The 16749-nt window shown below is 40.2% G+C and carries 17 protein-coding genes; 4 read left to right on the top strand and 13 right to left on the bottom strand.

Annotated features, from left to right (window positions below):
• Positions 1-4 precede the first annotated feature (4 nt).
• The 9 genes from FEK29_RS10065 to mnmE form a co-directional block, all read right to left on the bottom strand.
• The gene (locus FEK29_RS10065; protein WP_138258309.1) at positions 5-460 is read right to left on the bottom strand and encodes a DUF6730 family protein; all 456 of its coding nucleotides are present in this window, start codon (positions 458-460) and stop codon (positions 5-7) included.
• A gap of 4 nt (positions 461-464) precedes the next feature.
• Positions 465-1325, bottom strand: coding sequence for a relaxase/mobilization nuclease domain-containing protein (locus FEK29_RS10070; protein ID WP_240042725.1), 861 nt, complete (start codon positions 1323-1325; stop codon positions 465-467).
• A 206-nt stretch (positions 1326-1531) separates the two neighbouring features.
• Positions 1532-1627, bottom strand: a complete 96-nt coding sequence (locus FEK29_RS18195; protein WP_394347772.1) for a plasmid mobilization protein — start codon at positions 1625-1627, stop codon at positions 1532-1534.
• A gap of 156 nt (positions 1628-1783) precedes the next feature.
• Positions 1784-2647, bottom strand: coding sequence for a toprim domain-containing protein (locus FEK29_RS10080; protein ID WP_138258311.1), 864 nt, complete (start codon positions 2645-2647; stop codon positions 1784-1786).
• Entirely contained in the window at positions 2644-2931 is a 288-nt protein-coding gene (locus FEK29_RS10085) for a helix-turn-helix transcriptional regulator (protein ID WP_138258312.1), read from the bottom strand. Before FEK29_RS10085 ends, FEK29_RS10080 begins: the two co-directional genes overlap by 4 nt.
• A 432-nt stretch (positions 2932-3363) precedes the next feature.
• On the bottom strand, positions 3364-4200 hold the full coding sequence (locus tag FEK29_RS10090; RefSeq protein WP_138258313.1) for an SGNH/GDSL hydrolase family protein: 837 nt from the start codon (positions 4198-4200) through the stop codon (positions 3364-3366).
• A gap of 73 nt (positions 4201-4273) precedes the next feature.
• The gene (locus FEK29_RS10095; RefSeq protein WP_138258314.1) at positions 4274-5521 is read right to left on the bottom strand and encodes a hypothetical protein; all 1248 of its coding nucleotides are present in this window, start codon (positions 5519-5521) and stop codon (positions 4274-4276) included.
• A 277-nt stretch (positions 5522-5798) separates the two neighbouring features.
• Positions 5799-6938: a site-specific integrase gene (locus FEK29_RS10100; protein ID WP_138258315.1), complete on the bottom strand. Its 1140-nt coding sequence runs from the start codon at positions 6936-6938 to the stop codon at positions 5799-5801.
• 186 nt (positions 6939-7124) lie between these two features.
• Positions 7125-8531 carry a tRNA uridine-5-carboxymethylaminomethyl(34) synthesis GTPase MnmE gene (mnmE, locus tag FEK29_RS10105; protein ID WP_138258316.1) on the bottom strand — a complete coding sequence of 469 codons (1407 nt, stop codon included), beginning with the start codon at positions 8529-8531 and terminating at the stop codon, positions 7125-7127.
• Between the two features lie 268 nt (positions 8532-8799).
• Here mnmE and FEK29_RS10110 point away from each other — a divergent pair, with 268 nt between their 5' ends.
• Both FEK29_RS10110 and FEK29_RS10115 read left to right on the top strand, forming a co-directional pair.
• Entirely contained in the window at positions 8800-9234 is a 435-nt protein-coding gene (locus FEK29_RS10110; RefSeq protein WP_205123415.1) for a hypothetical protein, read from the top strand.
• Between the two features lie 72 nt (positions 9235-9306).
• Positions 9307-9672 (top strand): DUF4870 domain-containing protein, encoded by a 366-nt coding sequence (locus tag FEK29_RS10115; protein ID WP_138258318.1) that lies wholly within the window; start codon positions 9307-9309, stop codon positions 9670-9672.
• A 66-nt stretch (positions 9673-9738) separates the two neighbouring features.
• Here FEK29_RS10115 and dnaN read toward each other — a convergent pair whose 3' ends face one another.
• Both dnaN and FEK29_RS10125 read right to left on the bottom strand, forming a co-directional pair.
• The gene (dnaN, locus tag FEK29_RS10120; RefSeq protein ID WP_138258319.1) at positions 9739-10857 is read right to left on the bottom strand and encodes a DNA polymerase III subunit beta; all 1119 of its coding nucleotides are present in this window, start codon (positions 10855-10857) and stop codon (positions 9739-9741) included.
• 279 nt (positions 10858-11136) lie between these two features.
• Entirely contained in the window at positions 11137-11967 is an 831-nt protein-coding gene (locus tag FEK29_RS10125; RefSeq protein ID WP_138258320.1) for an SAM hydrolase/SAM-dependent halogenase family protein, read from the bottom strand.
• Between the two features lie 129 nt (positions 11968-12096).
• On the opposite strand from FEK29_RS10125, the gene FEK29_RS10130 reads away from it, so the two are divergent.
• Both FEK29_RS10130 and FEK29_RS10135 read left to right on the top strand, forming a co-directional pair.
• Entirely contained in the window at positions 12097-13050 is a 954-nt protein-coding gene (locus FEK29_RS10130; RefSeq protein ID WP_138258321.1) for a PhoH family protein, read from the top strand.
• A 5-nt stretch (positions 13051-13055) separates the two neighbouring features.
• Positions 13056-14009 carry a phosphoribosylaminoimidazolesuccinocarboxamide synthase gene (locus FEK29_RS10135; protein ID WP_138258322.1) on the top strand — a complete coding sequence of 318 codons (954 nt, stop codon included), beginning with the start codon at positions 13056-13058 and terminating at the stop codon, positions 14007-14009.
• Here the strand turns inward: FEK29_RS10135 and FEK29_RS10140 are convergent, their stop codons facing one another.
• Positions 14010-14660 carry a 3'-5' exonuclease gene (locus FEK29_RS10140; protein WP_138258323.1) on the bottom strand — a complete coding sequence of 217 codons (651 nt, stop codon included), beginning with the start codon at positions 14658-14660 and terminating at the stop codon, positions 14010-14012.
• A complete protein-coding gene (locus FEK29_RS10145) occupies positions 14660-16576 on the bottom strand; it encodes a DUF294 nucleotidyltransferase-like domain-containing protein (protein ID WP_138258324.1) in 1917 nt (638 codons plus the stop codon). Before FEK29_RS10145 ends, FEK29_RS10140 begins: the two co-directional genes overlap by 1 nt.
• Positions 16577-16749: the final 173 nt, after the last annotated feature.

A 16749-nucleotide genomic window follows, 5' to 3' on the forward strand; every position in this document is an offset into this window, starting at 1 on the left:
CACCCTACTTTTTGCTTTGGGGTTCTAGCCATTTTTGGTAGAGTTCGCTGGCCTCTGGGCTGGCCTCGAAAAATGCCCTGAAATGCCCTACTGCTTTTTCCTCTCCCTGTCCATAAGCTTCTAGTTTTATATCTGAGATTCGAGAGACTTTATAAACGGAGAATCCAAATACCAGAAAGATAATTACCAAAAGACCCCAAAACAGCTTTATGGCCCATATCGGAAAGGTTATGGACTTTTTGATATAGTAGACCACATTGTCCATCAACTTATATTGATTTTCAATGACTTTCTTTTGGTCCTCATTATATCTCCTTAAGACAAAGTCAATATCCTTGGTGTCGGGTTTGATTTTATAGGTCATCAAAAAAGCTTTCATCTCTTCCAGACGACTGACCGAGTTTTCGAATTCCTTGATTTCTTCGGTCAACAACTCTGCTATTTCATCTAATTTTGCCATAGTTTTATATTTCAATTCCTAATCCTATTGTTTTTTTAACGGCTATCCTGAATGCTTTTTTAGTGATTGTTGTGACCAAGTTAGGCAATAAGCCTACGGTCTTTCCAAGCATCGCTACCGTGTTTTCTTTAGCTATTTTTTTGGCAATATTTTTATCAAACCCGATTCGCTCCGCTATTCGCCCCATTGACATGGAACGATGTACTTCACTTCCTTTCAGGTTTTGTCCTTTGTATTCAAAGCGGAAGCCCCGTAGCTGATTTGATTTACTTATGCTTGGAACAACCTTTACATCATTTTGTTTCATATACCTTATATATTGATCAAAATCCTTGGGCTTCATTTCGGTAATAACCTTTTCATGGATTTGCTTTATTTCTTGGCGTACATTCTTCACTTCATTAAGTTTTTCTTGTTGCACTTCCCTTACCGTGGTCAAACCCATTTGTTGGGCAACCTTTTCGGCGGCCTGTTGGCTCCGTTTCCCGATATAGTTGTCTTTGTATGCTTTCCCATCAAAACCGATGCGGTTTACGTATAAATGGATATGCCGATGACTTTTATCCTGATGTACAAAGGCAATTGCCTGTCGTTCCTTTAGTTTCATTTCCTTGATGAACCTTTCCGTAATTTCCTTTAGTTCTTTTTCTTTTAATTCCTTTCCATCCTCTATGGTGGGACTAAGCACGAAACTCAAGGTGTTCTTTTTGCATCGATGGTTTTGAGTTTGAATAAGTTTGAATTCCTGTGTTAGCTCTTTGGGGTTGTCCCCTGCCAGATGTTCACGATAGACCACCTTGGCATCTTTCTCCTCGTTCCACCCATAACCCAAGGAAGCTCCCGTATGAGATATGGATTTTCCCATGCCTATCATTTCTTGAAATTGTATAGATGTTTCCGTATTTCACTTGCTAATTCTATTACTTCATCAGCTAATTTCGGATTCCGTTTTCGGTACATATTCCCGATACGTTTAAAGTTGACCTGATATTTTACGAGTAATTTGTACACATCGATTTGTTCATCGGAAAACCGTTCGACAATCCTATGGTCAAATGCGGCACGCCGGCATTATTCACTTATGGAAAGTCCGCTCTTTTTCGCCTTGATCTTGAGCAGCTTCTTCTCATAAATGGAACATCGAAATTGTACAAACTCCTTTTTCACTTAGGGTTTTATTTAGTCTTTTTCAATCGAAATACCTTTTACTAAAGCATATATTGGAAACTCATTTAACAGTTTCTACCCTTTTGCGACCAACGGGAGCAAAAGCAAGATTTGTCATGACAATGACACATCTTGAATTCTCACTCAGACGCATTTCTACAACTTCTTTCCGATTTCTATATTTCTTCGTATCCACATCTCATTTATATCTTTGAAATCTTTATAGAAATAAGATTTATCGATGCATCCTTTATGGTTTTGCATCAACCAATTTGTCGCTTCTTTTCCTGCATTATCATTGTCGAGATACAGTTTCACATACTTGAACATTTCTATGTGTTTCATGGCTTTTTTAAGAAAGGAAAGCGAGTTTAAAATGAGAAAGGACATGTTCCCGTGACAGAAGTTGGTGACCGTTAAAAAATCGAACATTCCCTCCGTCACCACTAACTGCATACCTCCGTTTGAAAAAGAGGTAATGTCCTTTGGGGAAGACGAACTCTTGTAGTACCTATTTCGAAGTTCCCAACCCCCGGAATCGTTCTGCAACCCGATACCGAAATAGTGGTTTCCTTTTCGGGAGTAATGGACTTCCTTACAGTATTTATTTGCGGTGTCCAGTGTTATATTCCGCTCTTTTAAATAAACTTTAAGTCCATAGTGCCAAATAGGATTGGCACTTTTGACAATCAATTTATCGTTTGATGGCGGGACAAAAGGTTGCGGGTGAAAAGAAAGAGAGGTCGGTACGTCCGACAAAAAGTCCAGGGCTTCCCGAAGACGGCAGTCGTAAAACCGGACGACTAAATCGAGAACATTTCCCCCAAAACCTGCTCCATGGTCGAACCATAGGTTCTTGATTTTCGACACCTTGAAAGAGGCATGGGTTTCTGGCCGGAACGGACTTAGAAACCAAGCTTCTTTCTCCGTCTCCCTTTTCGGAAAGTGTCCGGCCTTTGCCATCGTTTTTACGACACAAATGGCACGAACCTTTTCCCAGCGTATCTGTTCCCTTTTCATCTGCGCCTATTTTTAAAAGTGTAGTTGAGGGCTTCGGTCTCGATTTCCGAATTTGACTTTCTTCCGTTCTGTAAGAGCCATGCATTGAGTTTGGCCTTTTCAAAGAACAGCATCTTTCCATTGGGTTTTGAGTGCGGTATGTTTCCAGAGGCCGTTAATTTATACAGATAGCTTCTTGATATTCCGGTATAATCACAGGTTTCCTCAAAGGTGAGTACTTCCTTATTGGCTATTAAAAGCCGTTCCAAGCGATCGAGTCGTTCAAGGATTAAAAAATTGTCCATTGTTTTCCTATTTAGGGTTGCTAAATGAACAAAAGCGCTTTTGTTTTCTATTGAAGAATTCTTGTGATAAAGGTAAAATAAAGGAAGAGGGAGGGCTAGACTTTTCGATTTAAGTTATTCACAAAAATCTGATATGCAATAAGTTATATAAAATTAATTCAAATGAAACTATATGTAATGTAGTATTTCAGATTTGGTTTCAAATGGCTTCAAATGGTATCATTTGATTTTTTTCGAAAATGGCAGAATTTTGAGTTATTAACAATTAAAGATTGCTCAATGTGAAAAACCTGGTTTTAAAAGGGTAGATTATATTGTTTTAGGAGCAGTACACTACAAAATAGTTGTTTGAAGAAACTTTGCATTCTTCTATTGAATGATGTCTTATAAATGATCTAATTCAAAGAACCTGCCAAATTAAATAAACATGTTTTACTTAGGTTTTTCAATATGAAAATATCCACCAGCTTCGTTTAGTTTTTCGATATTCTTAAATACAATACCACTTATAAATCGAGATTTTGAGGTATCCATATTTATCAAACTGACTATGGAGTCTTTCTGTACGAATCCATCGAAGTCTTCAATTAAAGGTCCAAAAATTTCCTTGTCCAGAGGTTTACTCTTTTTTTTGGTTATTGTAGAAAAAAGTACACTTGCCGTAATATATGAGCCGAGTGGTGTAGGATGTAAATTATCTTCTCGATAAAGTTCCCAACCTGTCCTTTCATTGGAAACAGCTTTCCATGTTTCGCTCACTGGGGCTAATAAAATCTTGAGTTCTCTGGCAATTTTCATGTATGAGTAGTCCAGCATTAGGCCATCTTGCTTTGGGGCATTTTTTCTTGGATACAGTGAAATAATTATGGTTTGGGCACCAGTTTTTCTAATTAGTGAATCGAATTCCCTAACGCTGTTGTAGAATGAAAAACTTTCCCTTACTCTTGGAAAACCATTGATTGAATAATTTTCCCCTAATGTACTCTGTTCATTAAGCACTACGAAATCCCAGTCCATGGAATTTAGGATTTGCACTATTCTGCCATCGTTCAAATGATCCTGCAGGGTATAACCGCCATATGCTAATAGTTTAGTTTTTAATCTAAAGCCATTTTCAGAGGCGATAAACTCAAGCATTTTTGGCATGTTGTTAAAATAGATACTACTGTTACCAATTAGTAGAATGTTGAAGCTTTCTTTTTGAGACTGATTACAACATATTAGGAGAGAAGTAACGGCCAATGTAAATGCTAACTTTATTTTTTTCATCTTGGATTCTTTCCTGAATTGGAACGTGTCGAAATGAATTAAGGCACCCTAATTATAATTAGCTTTGAACTAATCATTCTACGCTAATTTCAAATTTTCGTGCGTTGTTCTTTTTGTCCTCTAATACTACCTCGTAGATTCCGGATTTCAAAGCGAGATTAGTTAGATCTGTTCTATTTTCAATTTCAACTATATCAATGGGAATAGCATTATTGATATCTTCACCTTTTTTATAGGCTAGAACCATAACAGGAAAAGATAAATCTACGTCCCTGATATCCAAGGATATTGGTTTATTACCATTTTTAAATAACCAGTTGGGCCTTCCTTTCACAATTTTAGTTCTCGGATGGAAAACCGCCAAGTCTGTCCATCGTTTTGAACGCTCGTTTCTCAACGGCTTTCTGTTTTTATCGATTATCACCGACGGCTCATCAATATCTAGTATGTTTATAATAGGATGGTTTAATTCAGGTAAACTTTTTTCGCTGTACTTTACCTGGTCAATAGTTAAGGGGTCTATTCCAGTATATTCCTTTAAACGAGCCGCCATTGCTTTTTCCCAACGATCATGAACTCCTTCGTAAACATGGTCGAAACCACAATGAATCAGAAATTTTTCATTAGGTCTTTTTTGAATCTCTTTTTGAATGTTTTTCGCCTGCTCGATTTCTCTGGGTTTCCCATCAGAATCAGTGGTCTGTTCGTACGGGAATATATAGAAACCTATTTCGAGGGCTCTACGAACTAAATCTCCAAACTGTGGATCTTTTGTATAATAACCCGTTTCTTGCGTTGGATACCCTCTTTTCATTAATAAGGAATCCATGTATTCTCCATTCCCTAAAGTCTCAAAACCTATGTTAGTGTAACCGATATCAAATAATTCTTTAAGAAGTGATTTGGTGAACACTCTATGTGACGAATTGTGGTGCGCTTCGTTAATGATGACAACTTGATTTGATTTTGCTGACTCAGTTATATAATTAACAGCATCAAGAACATTTGAGCTTTCGCTGATGTAAAGTTTCTTTATAGAATCCAACTGCATTTCTGTATAGCGTTTCTCGGAAGTGCCCATTGCCAAGTCCCAATGTTTTAAGGCGTTTTGATAATCTCCTTTGCTGGCAAATGATTGGGACGACATTTGATATTTCCAAGGTGTAGTGTCATTTTCGATGTCATTCTTGATTTCCGAACTAAAGAGGTAAGGGTTTTCAAATGTAATTTTTTCGAAAGTTCTATTATCTTTTTTACAGCCTACAAACAAAATTAGTAGTAGGCCAACAAAGTTTAGATGTAAAATATTTTTGGTTAACATAACTTATCTACCTATTTAATCCAAATATAACTAAATATTTAGTTAAAACTAATTGTTTAGTTCAAAATTTGGAGAATAAATGATTAAGGGAATCCCATTTCAAATTTTATGGATCTTGTCATCAATCCCTTTCAATTTATTTGCAGAGATGTAGCATTAAACAGCCGTTTTAATTACTCACTAGAAGATGTTAAGAAATTATTTTAATTGGTCTTATTTTTAGTCTCATAATTGAAAGTTTTATAAAACTCCTTATATAGCCAATAGGCATGCCGTTTTATGCTGTAATGTTCATCTCCAATTCAGGAATCATGTTAGCCGCTGCTTTCATTTTCTCATCTATAATTTTGGTATAGATTTCGGTTGTGCGAATTTCCCTATGACCCAATCGTTTGGAAACGGTGTAAATATCCGCTCCGTTTTCTAACAGCAATACGGCATTCGTGTGTCTTGCACTATGGAAAGTAATATGTTTAGTTATTCCAGCCCGCATGCACCAAGAAAGGATTTGCGCATTGAAATGTGCACCATATTTAAGGCCTTTAAATACCTTGTCGTTAGGGTTTTTTCGGTAACCGAGCAATTTTCTTGCCTGTGCAGAAATATAAAGGTATTCCAATCCGTCGGTTTTCTTCTGGCGGAAAATAACCCGTGCGCCTTGGTCTTCGTCCCTGACTTCAGACCATTTTAATTTGGCAATGTCGCTCCATCGCAGTCCGGTAAGACAACTAAAAATAAAAGCATTTTTTAAAACAGGGTATTTACAGTAGGCGTGAGACAATGCCTGTAATTCAGAATGGGTAAGATATTCTCGTACTGATTCCGCTTGCTCAAAGCTTTTAATAGACTTGACCACATCATGCTGTACATAGCTTTCCGTATAGGCCTCCCGCAATGCCGCCCTGAATTTATTGAAATAGGTGTATTTTGAATTTTGGGATAGGGGAGTGCCTCCTTTTGTTTTGGCTTTGGTATCTAAATATTTCTTGAAGTCTTTCACGAAATCGGAATCTACGTCTTTAAGTTGTACATGCTCGGAGCAAAATTTTTCGATATGTTTTAATGCAGCATCCCAATTGCCATAATTGGCATTACTTTCGTAACGTTCATCTTTCATGCGCCGGAAGAAGTCTAAAAAGGTAATCTGCCCTTTCTTTTCATTCTTCATTTGGTATTTGCCTTTTATGAAATCTGCTCTTCGGATAGTAAGGATATTTTCTGCCAATTGCAGTGCTTCCTTGTTCTTTCTTTTCTCCTCTGCATTTTGAGGCTTTTCAAAAACATATAGCTTTAAATATTCAAAAGTTCTGATGTGCTTTTTAGTCCCGTTTTTGCCCATTCGGCTTCCGCCATAGAATTCAAGATAAAGACTTGCTCTTCCATTTTTCAGTTTCTTTTGTCTCAATGTGATTTTCATACCGTTCAATTTTAGTGAGGTGTACTTTTGGTACACCTTTTTGTTAAAATCGGTTACGAGGTGTACCAGAGGTGTACTAAAAGTATGAAAATGGGTAGAAAACGGAAAATAAACGGAGATAAAAAATTTTGTAACTATTTGATTTGCAATCAAATGAAATCATATGAGACCAAATGAAACCAGGACTTACTTACCGATACAGAAATTGGCAAAAATATTTCCCAATAACTCGTCATTGGTTACTTCCCCGGTTATTTCCCCAAGGTGATAAAGGGTTTCCTTTACATCGATGGCCATAAGGTCGCTTGAGAGCTCCTCCGTTAGGCCCATCTGGACTTTTTCGATGGACTCCAAGGCCCTTAATAGGGAGTCGTAATGGCGGCTATTGGTTATGATGGTCTCATTGTTTCGTAAAGCCCCGGTATTTACAAAATTCAACAATCGGTTTTGCAAATCCTCTACTCCTTTTCCCGTTTTTGCCGATATAAAATGGACTTCCTGCAATGTTTCGCCAATACTGGAAATTTCATTCTCCGTTAGCATATCGGATTTATTAAGCAACAGCAAAAAGGGTTTCGAAGGACTTTTACTTCGGATTTTTTCTGCTTCGGCCTGGATTTGTCGGAGTTTTTCATCCAAGGAAGTACCTGAATGTAAAGTGCTACCGTCCACTAGAAGAATTACGACCTGTGACTGTTCAATTTTTTCGAACGTCTTTTTAATGCCTATACTCTCTACGATATCCTCTGTTTCACGTATGCCTGCCGTATCGATAAACCGAAAACCTATTCCGCCAATATTGATTTCATCCTCTATACTATCCCTCGTAGTACCCGCAATATCCGAAACGATCGCTCGCTCCTCGTTGAGCAGTGCATTCAACAACGTAGATTTGCCCACGTTCGGTTCCCCTACAATGGCCACGGGGATGCCATTTTTGATAACATTGCCCACGGCAAAGGAATTTACGAGTCTTTTCAATACTTCCTGAATCCTGTTCACCAAGGATTTGAATTGGGTACGGTCTGCAAACTCAACATCCTCTTCGGCAAAGTCGAGTTCCAATTCTATCAAGGAAGCAAAGTTCAACAGTTGTTCGCGTAATTTCTGGATTTCGTTACTGAACCCGCCCCGCATCTGTTGCATGGCGATATGATGGTTGGCTTCATTGTCGGAGGCAATAAGGTCGGCCACGGCTTCGGCCTGACTCAAATCCATTTTGCCGTTCAAAAAGGCCTGTAAGGTGAACTCTCCTGCTTCTGCCATTCGGCAGCCGTTTCGTAAAAAAAGCTGAATGATTTCCTGCTGAATGTAGGGCGACCCGTGACAGGATATTTCAGCAACGTTTTCGCCGGTGTAGGAATTGGGACCTTTAAAGACGGAAACAAGGACTTCATCCAGAATCTTGTTGCCATCAACAATGTGCCCCAAATGAATGGTATGAGTTTTTTGTGTCTCCAGGTTTTTACCGCTAACGGATTTGAATAGCTTGGAGGTAATGGTAATCGCTTCTTTTCCTGAAACCCTAATAACGGCAATGGCTCCAGCCCCTGAGGCGGTCGCTAACGCTACTATGGTCTCATCTCTTTTCATTCGTTTAAAATTAGGTCAATGGACTGATTATTAAATACTTAATTTTGTAAAAGTACTAAACTTGCTATACCAAATCCCTGGCTAAGGGTTTCATGCCGCAAAAATAATCAATTAAAAAGTAGTCTTGCCTTGATTTTTAAATGACGCTTTTTATTAGTACATTCAAATAACGGCATTAATGAACACAACTATGAAATGAGCCATAACAAGTCTTGATACCCATCGAGATGTCCCGATAGCTATCGGGATGGCTAATTAAAGCTGACCTATGAAAAACAAAAAAAATAAACAGATGAAAATCGGATTTACATGCATTCTCTTAGTATTTACCTCCCTATTTTCCGTGTACGCGCAGGAGGCAACAATGCCAACCGAATCCGTTTTGGAAAGGGAGCGGCAAAAGGAATTAAAGGAAGTTAAGCGAAAGGTCGATAAAAGGGAAAAAAAGGAAAAAAAGGAAGCGCGTCTTGAAAAAGAGGCGGAAGAAGCGGAAAAGCTAAAGAAAAAAATAGCATCCACGGAAAAGGGTATTTCCAAAATGGAAAAACAGCTGCAATCCATTCAGGAGAAAATGGAAAAGGACCTACAAAAAGGGAAGCTCTCCCCAAATGATATTGAAAAACTGAACAAGAAAATAGAAAAGTTGAATACGAAGCTCCTGAAGGAGGGCAAAAAACTGGAAAAGCTGGAACGGAAGAAATAGGGACACGCATTGTAACAAATCCGCTTTTTAAGCGTCCTATAGGTAATTATCCATCTTAAAATCAATCAAAAAATGGAAGTAGTAAATCAAAATATAGCTTTACGGGAGGATAGGAACCTTTTGGTGGTTGCACATCTAAGTCAGTATCTGGATTACATTACAGGTTTTGGCGGACTCATTGTTCCTTTGGTATTATGGTTAAGTACAAAGGATTCCGTTATTGGAATGAACGAACATGGTAAGGCCATTATCAATCTGCAGCTCAGTCTAATTCTTTATGTTATCATTGGAATACCAGCTATTTTGCTTTTAGGGGCCGGTATCCTACTTTTGGTCTTTGCTGGAATCCTATCTTTTGTAATGCCGATAGTAAATGCGGTCAAAGCTGCCAACGGCGAAGCCCCCAGTCATTTTGGGACGATACGAATTATATCATAATAAAATAAAAAGAATAAAAAAGGGAGCCAAACTTGGCTCCCTTTTTAGTTTCCATGTTTTTTGGAATCAGTTGTTCAGCATCACCGGCATGACCAACATGGTTACATTCTCACCTTCGTCCAAACCGTCAATAGGCGTTAAGATTCCAGCGCGATTCGGTAAGCTCATTTCAAGGGCAACCTCATCCGAGCCCAGATTGTTCAACATCTCTATCAAAAATCGGGAATTGAACCCTATCTGCATATCGTCTCCCTGATAGGAACAGGTCAACCGTTCTTCGGCCTTATTGGAATAATCGAGGTCCTCTGCGGAAATATTCAATTCGGCCCCGGCAATCTTAAGCCTGATTTGGTGCGTTGTCTTATTTGAGAATATGGAAACCCTTTTGACCGAGCTCAAAAACTGGTTTCTTGCTATGGTCAATTTGTTAGGGTTTTCCTTGGGGATTACCGCTTCGTAATTGGGGTATTTACCATCGATCAAACGACAAATCAGTTCCGTATCGTCAAACGTAAATTTGGCATTGCTTTCGTTGTATTCGATAAGGACATCGGATTCGCTTCCTGCCAAAATTCCCTTTAATAGGGTAAGCGGCTTTTTGGGCATGATGAATTCCGCAACTTCGGAAGCCGAAACGTCTTCCCGTTGGTATTTTACCAATTTATGGGCATCAGTGGCCACAAAGGTTAGGTTCTCCGTAGAAAACTGAAAAAATACCCCGCTCATAACCGGACGTAAATCGTCGTTGCCCGCTGCAAAAATCGTTTTATTGATGGCGGTTGCAAGAATATCGCCCAACAAGGTAGTTGAACTTGGGTTTGTAAGCTCTACGGCTTTTGGGAACTCGGCACCATCGGCATAGGCCAAGGCATATTTACCGTGGTTGGAACTGATTTCCACCGTGTTGTTATCCGCCACGATAAAGGTCAGCGGTTGTTCCGGAAAGGTCTTTAAAGTTTCCAATAGCAATCTTGCCGGAACCGCTATGGTTCCTTCATTGTCTGAATCCACGTTCAAAACGGAACTCATGGTGGTCTCCAGGTCCGAGGCAGAAACCGTTAGTTTATCCTTGTTCAAATCGAACAGGAAATTGTCCAAAATAGGCAGGGTATTGCTATTGTTTATTACACCACCCAATATTTGAAGTTGCTTTAATAAATACGTACTGGAGACAATAAATTTCATTGGTCGTTCTATGTTTTGTTTCAATCCGAAAAGCCCTATAAACCTAAAGGAAAATGCCGATTAGGTTGGCGCTTTTGCTATCAAACAAAGATATTTTAAATGCTTATTTATCGGAAACAAACTTATCAACAGTCGGGCAAGGCTACCTATAACTTTATTTTCCCGTTTTATGGGGGTTGACTAGGCGTTTTGGCTAAAAATGGGGACGGAGTTATTAACTAAATACATCTATGAAAGGCCGATTAAGAAAATCTTTGGGCAAGACGTCGGCTTATCGGATTATAAAAAATCGATCATGATAGTGTCCCTATAATCAAGCCCCAAAAGGGTGGATGCCCCACCCACCGTTTTAAGGTTGCTTTTGTAAATGGCGAGTTCTATATAATCCGATGAATTGAAAAGCGCCAACAAATCGCCGTCACCCTTTTGTTTGCTTTTTTCAACGGAAAAATCAATGATGTCGTTATAGGCCTTGTGTATTTTTTTGATTTTGTGGTTCCGTACCAAAAGCTCAAACTCACGTCCTTTTCTATAGGCCTCAAAAAGATGTTTTTGGATATTGGTCACAACGTTGCCGTAGTTGTCTATATAAATGACACTTCCAATAATTTTCTTGCCATCGTCCACGATTCGCGGCATGAATTCCCGCAAATCCTTGAGATCGTTGAAAGGCTTGCCCACGACCTCCAATGTGCCGCCCCGGGCGATATGGCACGCTACCTGAACGAAGACACTTAGCACCGGAAAGGAACCGTGCAAGGAATCGGGAATTTTGATCTCTACGACTTTATCCGGTTTGATTTCTGAAGTTATAAGTCCAATGACACCTGTATTCGCACTGACAAAATAGTGGCCGTTGATTAGAACCACAATGTGCTGGTTTTCTTGGGTGGCCTCTGAGTCTACGCCCACTATATGAATGGAGCCTTTGGGAAAACTATTGTAGGAGTTTTTTAGGATGTAGGCGCATTCCTGAATATTGAACGGTGCAACGTCATGGGAAATATCAACAATTTTGGCATCGGGCAATTCGCTGTAAATAGAACCTTTTAACACCCCAACAAAGTGGTCTTTCAGTCCAAAATCGGTTGTAAGGGTAATGATTGCCATGCAGCAATGTTGATATGTTTTTGGTTAGCCAAACTTAATTTTTGCTTAAATTTGATATACAAAATTAAACAAAAAAATAGCCGAGCGAAATTAAACTTGGCCCAATTAAAATCTTCAAAATCCCACTGTTTGAACGAAATCATATTAGAACTCACAGAAGTAAGTCCAAGAGAGTTTTTTGGGCAACAAAATGAAAATATAGAACTACTTAAAAAGTATTTTCCCAAATTAAAAATAGTTGCCCGTGGCAACAAAATAAAGGCCTACGGGGACGAGGACCAACTTGAGGAATTCGATAAGCGTTTTGATATGCTTACGGAGCATTTCATCAAGTACAATAAACTGGACGAAAATAGCATTGAGCGCGTACTTACCAGTGGCGATTCCAAGGATTACACAGGGCCGGAGAACAGCGGTGAAACGCTGGTACACGGTGTAAGTGGCAGGTTGATCAAGGCACAGACTGTCAATCAGCGTAGGTTGGTGGATGCGGCCAGAAAGAACGATATGGTTTTTGCCATTGGGCCTGCCGGAACAGGGAAAACCTACACCGGAGTGGCACTTGCGGTAAAGGCATTGAAGGAAAAGCAGGTACGTAGGATCATCCTGACCAGACCTGCGGTGGAAGCAGGGGAGAACCTTGGGTTTTTACCGGGTGACCTAAAGGAAAAACTGGATCCCTACATGCAGCCCTTGTATGATGCGCTCAGGGATATGATCCCGGCGGAAAAGTTGGCCCATTACATCGAAAACGGTACCATACAGATTGCTCCCATGGCCTTTATGCGCGGGCGGACCTTGGATGATGCCTTTGTAATTTTGGACGAGGCCCAGAACACCACGCACGCACAGATGAAAATGTTCTTGACGCGTATGGGTCGTAATGCCAAATTTTTGTTGACCGGTGATCCAGGGCAGATAGACTTGCCCAGAAGGACCATATCCGGATTAAAGGAGGCTTTATTGATTCTGCAAAATGTAGAAGGCATAGAAATTATTTATTTGGACGATAAGGACGTCATTCGCCATAAATTGGTCAAGAAGGTCATTGAGGCGTACAAAACCATTGAACATCAAAATTAAAGGGCATGCAGAATACCATTTTTGATACCAATTTCAAATTCCCCGGACAAAAAAGTGTTTACAAAGGAAAGGTGCGGGAAGTCTATGCCCTTGAGGACGACCGATTGATTATGATCGCCACGGACAGACTGTCCGCCTTTGATGTGGTAATGCCCAAAGGTATTCCCTTCAAGGGTCAGATTCTGAACCAAATAGCTACCAAAATGATGGCGTCAACAGCGGATATTGTACCAAATTGGCTGACCGCTACCCCTGATCCAAATGTAGCCATTGGCCATGCCTGTGAGCCTTTCAAGGTAGAAATGGTCATAAGGGGCTACATGTCCGGTCACGCGGCCAGGGAATACAAAGCTGGTAAAAGAATGCTTTGTGGGGTCCCCATGCCAGAAGGTCTTAAGGAAAACGATCCGTTTCCCAAGCCGATAATAACTCCGGCCACCAAGGCCGAAATGGGCGATCATGATGAGGATATTTCCAAGGAGGATATTATAAAAAGGGGCATCGTTTCCAAAGCCGATTACGAAGTACTTGAAAAATATACCCAGGCACTTTTTCAACGGGGAACGGAAATAGCTGCCAAAAGAGGTCTAATTTTGGTGGATACCAAATACGAATTCGGAAAGACCAAGGATGGCACTATTGTGCTTATTGATGAGATACACACCCCAGATTCTTCCCGGTACTTTTATGCGGAAGGATATCAGGAAAGACAGGATAAAAATGAGCCCCAAAAGCAATTGTCCAAGGAATTTGTAAGGCAGTGGCTTATTTCCAATGGTTTTCAAGGGTTGGAGGGGCAAAAAGTTCCTGAAATGTCGGACGAATATATTACCTCAGTTTCTGAAAGGTATATCGAACTTTACGAAAACATTACGGGCGAGTCCTTTCAAAAGGCCGATACTTCCAATATCCACGAACGGATTGAAGGAAATATTTTGGACTATTTGAAAAATTCCTAATCATTTCAAATTCCTTAAGGACAGTTCCTTTTTTTCCTTGATTTTTACAAGGATTTTTAGAAATGCTAGAGCGGTTATATAGGCATCGCCCAAAGCCGTGTGTCTATCCTTTTTGGATATCAAGAATTTCTCGGCCAAATCATCCAGGGAATAGTGCTCCTTCGGTTGTACGAGATAGGATTTTAGGAGCGTTTTTTTATACAAAACGCCTGTATCCAAAGGGGTGTTTTTTAATTTGGGAAGTCCCAATCTTTTGAGCGCGCTATTGATCATGCCTATGTCAAAACCCGCGTGATGTGCCACAATAATATGGTTTTCCACATAGCCCAGAAATTTTTTCATCGCCACTTCCTCTGAAATGCAATCTTGCTGTCCATTCCTAAGGATACCATGGATAGGGACGCTTTCTTTATTGAAGGTTTCCTGTGATATGTACACATCTAGGATATCGTCGACATTGATACGATTGCCCTGTATTTTCAAGGCACCAATGGAAAGGATACGGTCGTTTGTCTTGTCAAAGCCTGTGGTTTCCGTATCCAAAACCACAAAGGTGAGCTTGTTGAAGTCCTTCTCCAAGGGCCGTTTGAAGGACTTTACGTACACCTGCCAGTAGTCAGGGTATTTTGAGGAACGATCAAATATGCCCATCAGCCCAAAATATTGGAAACCTTAAAGCGAATGGAAATTACATCCTGTATTTCCTTGATGGCCTTAAAGGTTCGTTTTAACTTCATTTTTTCCTCCTTTGTCAAGGATTCCAACTCGATATACCTGCCGGAGTCGTGGTGGAGCAAGCCCTGTTTTGTTCTAAATTTCAAAAGTGCTTTGGTGGCGTAGGAACAGGCCAAATAGAGGTCTTGATTGTTCGGTTCCAACTCTGCCAATTTTTCATAGCGTTCCCACGTATTGCTGATTCCTTTGACAGAATGTGAAAGGATGAGTACGCGTGCCGCATCGATGAGCGGTCGTAACGCCCTGTTCTTTAAGTCGAAGAAGTCCTTGTGCTGTCCGTCCTGTTCCACTAAAAAAGACCTAAAAAAACCGGATGGGGATGGACTCTGTAAGGCCCCGTTGGCAATATGAACCAAGAAAATCGGGTATTTCTTGACGTTCGAAAAAATATAGTCGGACATTTCGTTCAACAATTCCCTGTGCCCATATGCCAAACTATAATCAAAAAAAATGGAGGACATCAAAACCTCGTTGGGGCCGGGATTAATGATCCAATAGGATATTTTGTTCTTCCATTCCTTGAGGCTCAGGCACCATTTGGGATTGGATGCCATCATATCCGCCGGGCAATACTCATATCCAATTTTGTTAAGTCCTTTGGTCACTTTTTTGGAAAGTTCCAAAAAATAGGTCGTAGTCTTTGGCAATGCTTCTTCGGGCACATCTTCAAAAACCAGTGCATTGTCCTGATCGGTATGGAGCAATTGTTCGCCTCGTCCCTGACTGCCCAATGCCAGCCACGCAAACTGTACCGGTGGCGGTGTCTTCATTTTCTCCAAGGAAAGCCTTATTACCTGTTTGATACAGGTATCGTTCAGTTCAGAAATAATCTTGGAGGTCAGTGCCATGGGTAGGTTTTGGTCCAAATAGCCTCTTAAAAGCATCATGATACTTTTACGAAGTTCCTTTACTTGGTTTATTTTTTTGGCCCTTTTGATGGCCTTTACGATTACGGCCGGATTGTCTCCCAGCGATACCATTATGTCGTTTTTCGAAATAATTCCTACGGATTTACTGTTGGAAGTTCCATCCTTGGTCAAAATAAGGTGGCTTATATCATTTTTCATCATGGCCATTTGGGCCTGTGCAATCGTCATTTTCTCTGGATAGGTAATTAGCGGAGCGGACATAATGTTCCTAACGCTGGCGGTAATGGGAAACGTTCCCGTCACAACCTTGTTTCTTAAATCCTTATCCGTAACGATGCCCACGGGAAGATTGTTCTCGCAGACCAATATGGATCCGATGCGGTTTTTTGTCATTCGTTCCGCAGCCTTTTGTATGGTGGTGTTAGGTCCGCAGGTTATTAATTTTTTGGAATAGCGGATGGGCTGAAAATCATCGATGACCAAGTTTCCTTGGGCATTGAGGCTTGTCGATATTCCCGATTTTTCCAGTTTACGCGATTGGTAGGGATTTCGTAGATTGGATGCAAAACTTTCGGTAAGAAAATTGGAAACCCGCTGGTTGGATTCTGATATGGGCCTAAAAACGGCGATGGGTATCGCATAGAGAATCGATTCTTCGTAGGCCCGGGCCTCCAGTTTGTAATTCTCCTTGGCAATAAGGGGTCTAAGACCAAAAATATCGCCTTCGTCACAATAATCGGTAATGGATTTTACATTTGGATTCGTGAGCTCTATGGCCCCTTTATGCACCACATAGAAATGGGGATGTGCTTCCTCTTCAAAGGAGAACACCAAACTTCCCTTTTCCTTATAAATGATGGAAACCTGTTGGGATAGTTCCCCCAAAAGATCTGTATCCATGATATTAAATGGCGGATAGTTTTTTAGAAAATCGGCAACCCGTTCAGAAATTAAGTTTTTCATCTGTTTATTTTTATGATTTGTCATAGGTCAGAAGTAATTCGCCAATGACCATTTACTCACGAAGGTTGTCTATTTTCAAAACAAGTGTTCGTGAACCCTGGGTTTCAGGGGGTATCAAGAATTGTTATGGCTCATTTCAATCGTTTAAAATAAGGTTAACAGATGGATTTTTA

The sequence above is a fragment of the Maribacter aurantiacus genome (assembly GCF_005780245.1).
GTDB lineage: Bacteria > Bacteroidota > Bacteroidia > Flavobacteriales > Flavobacteriaceae > Maribacter > Maribacter flavus.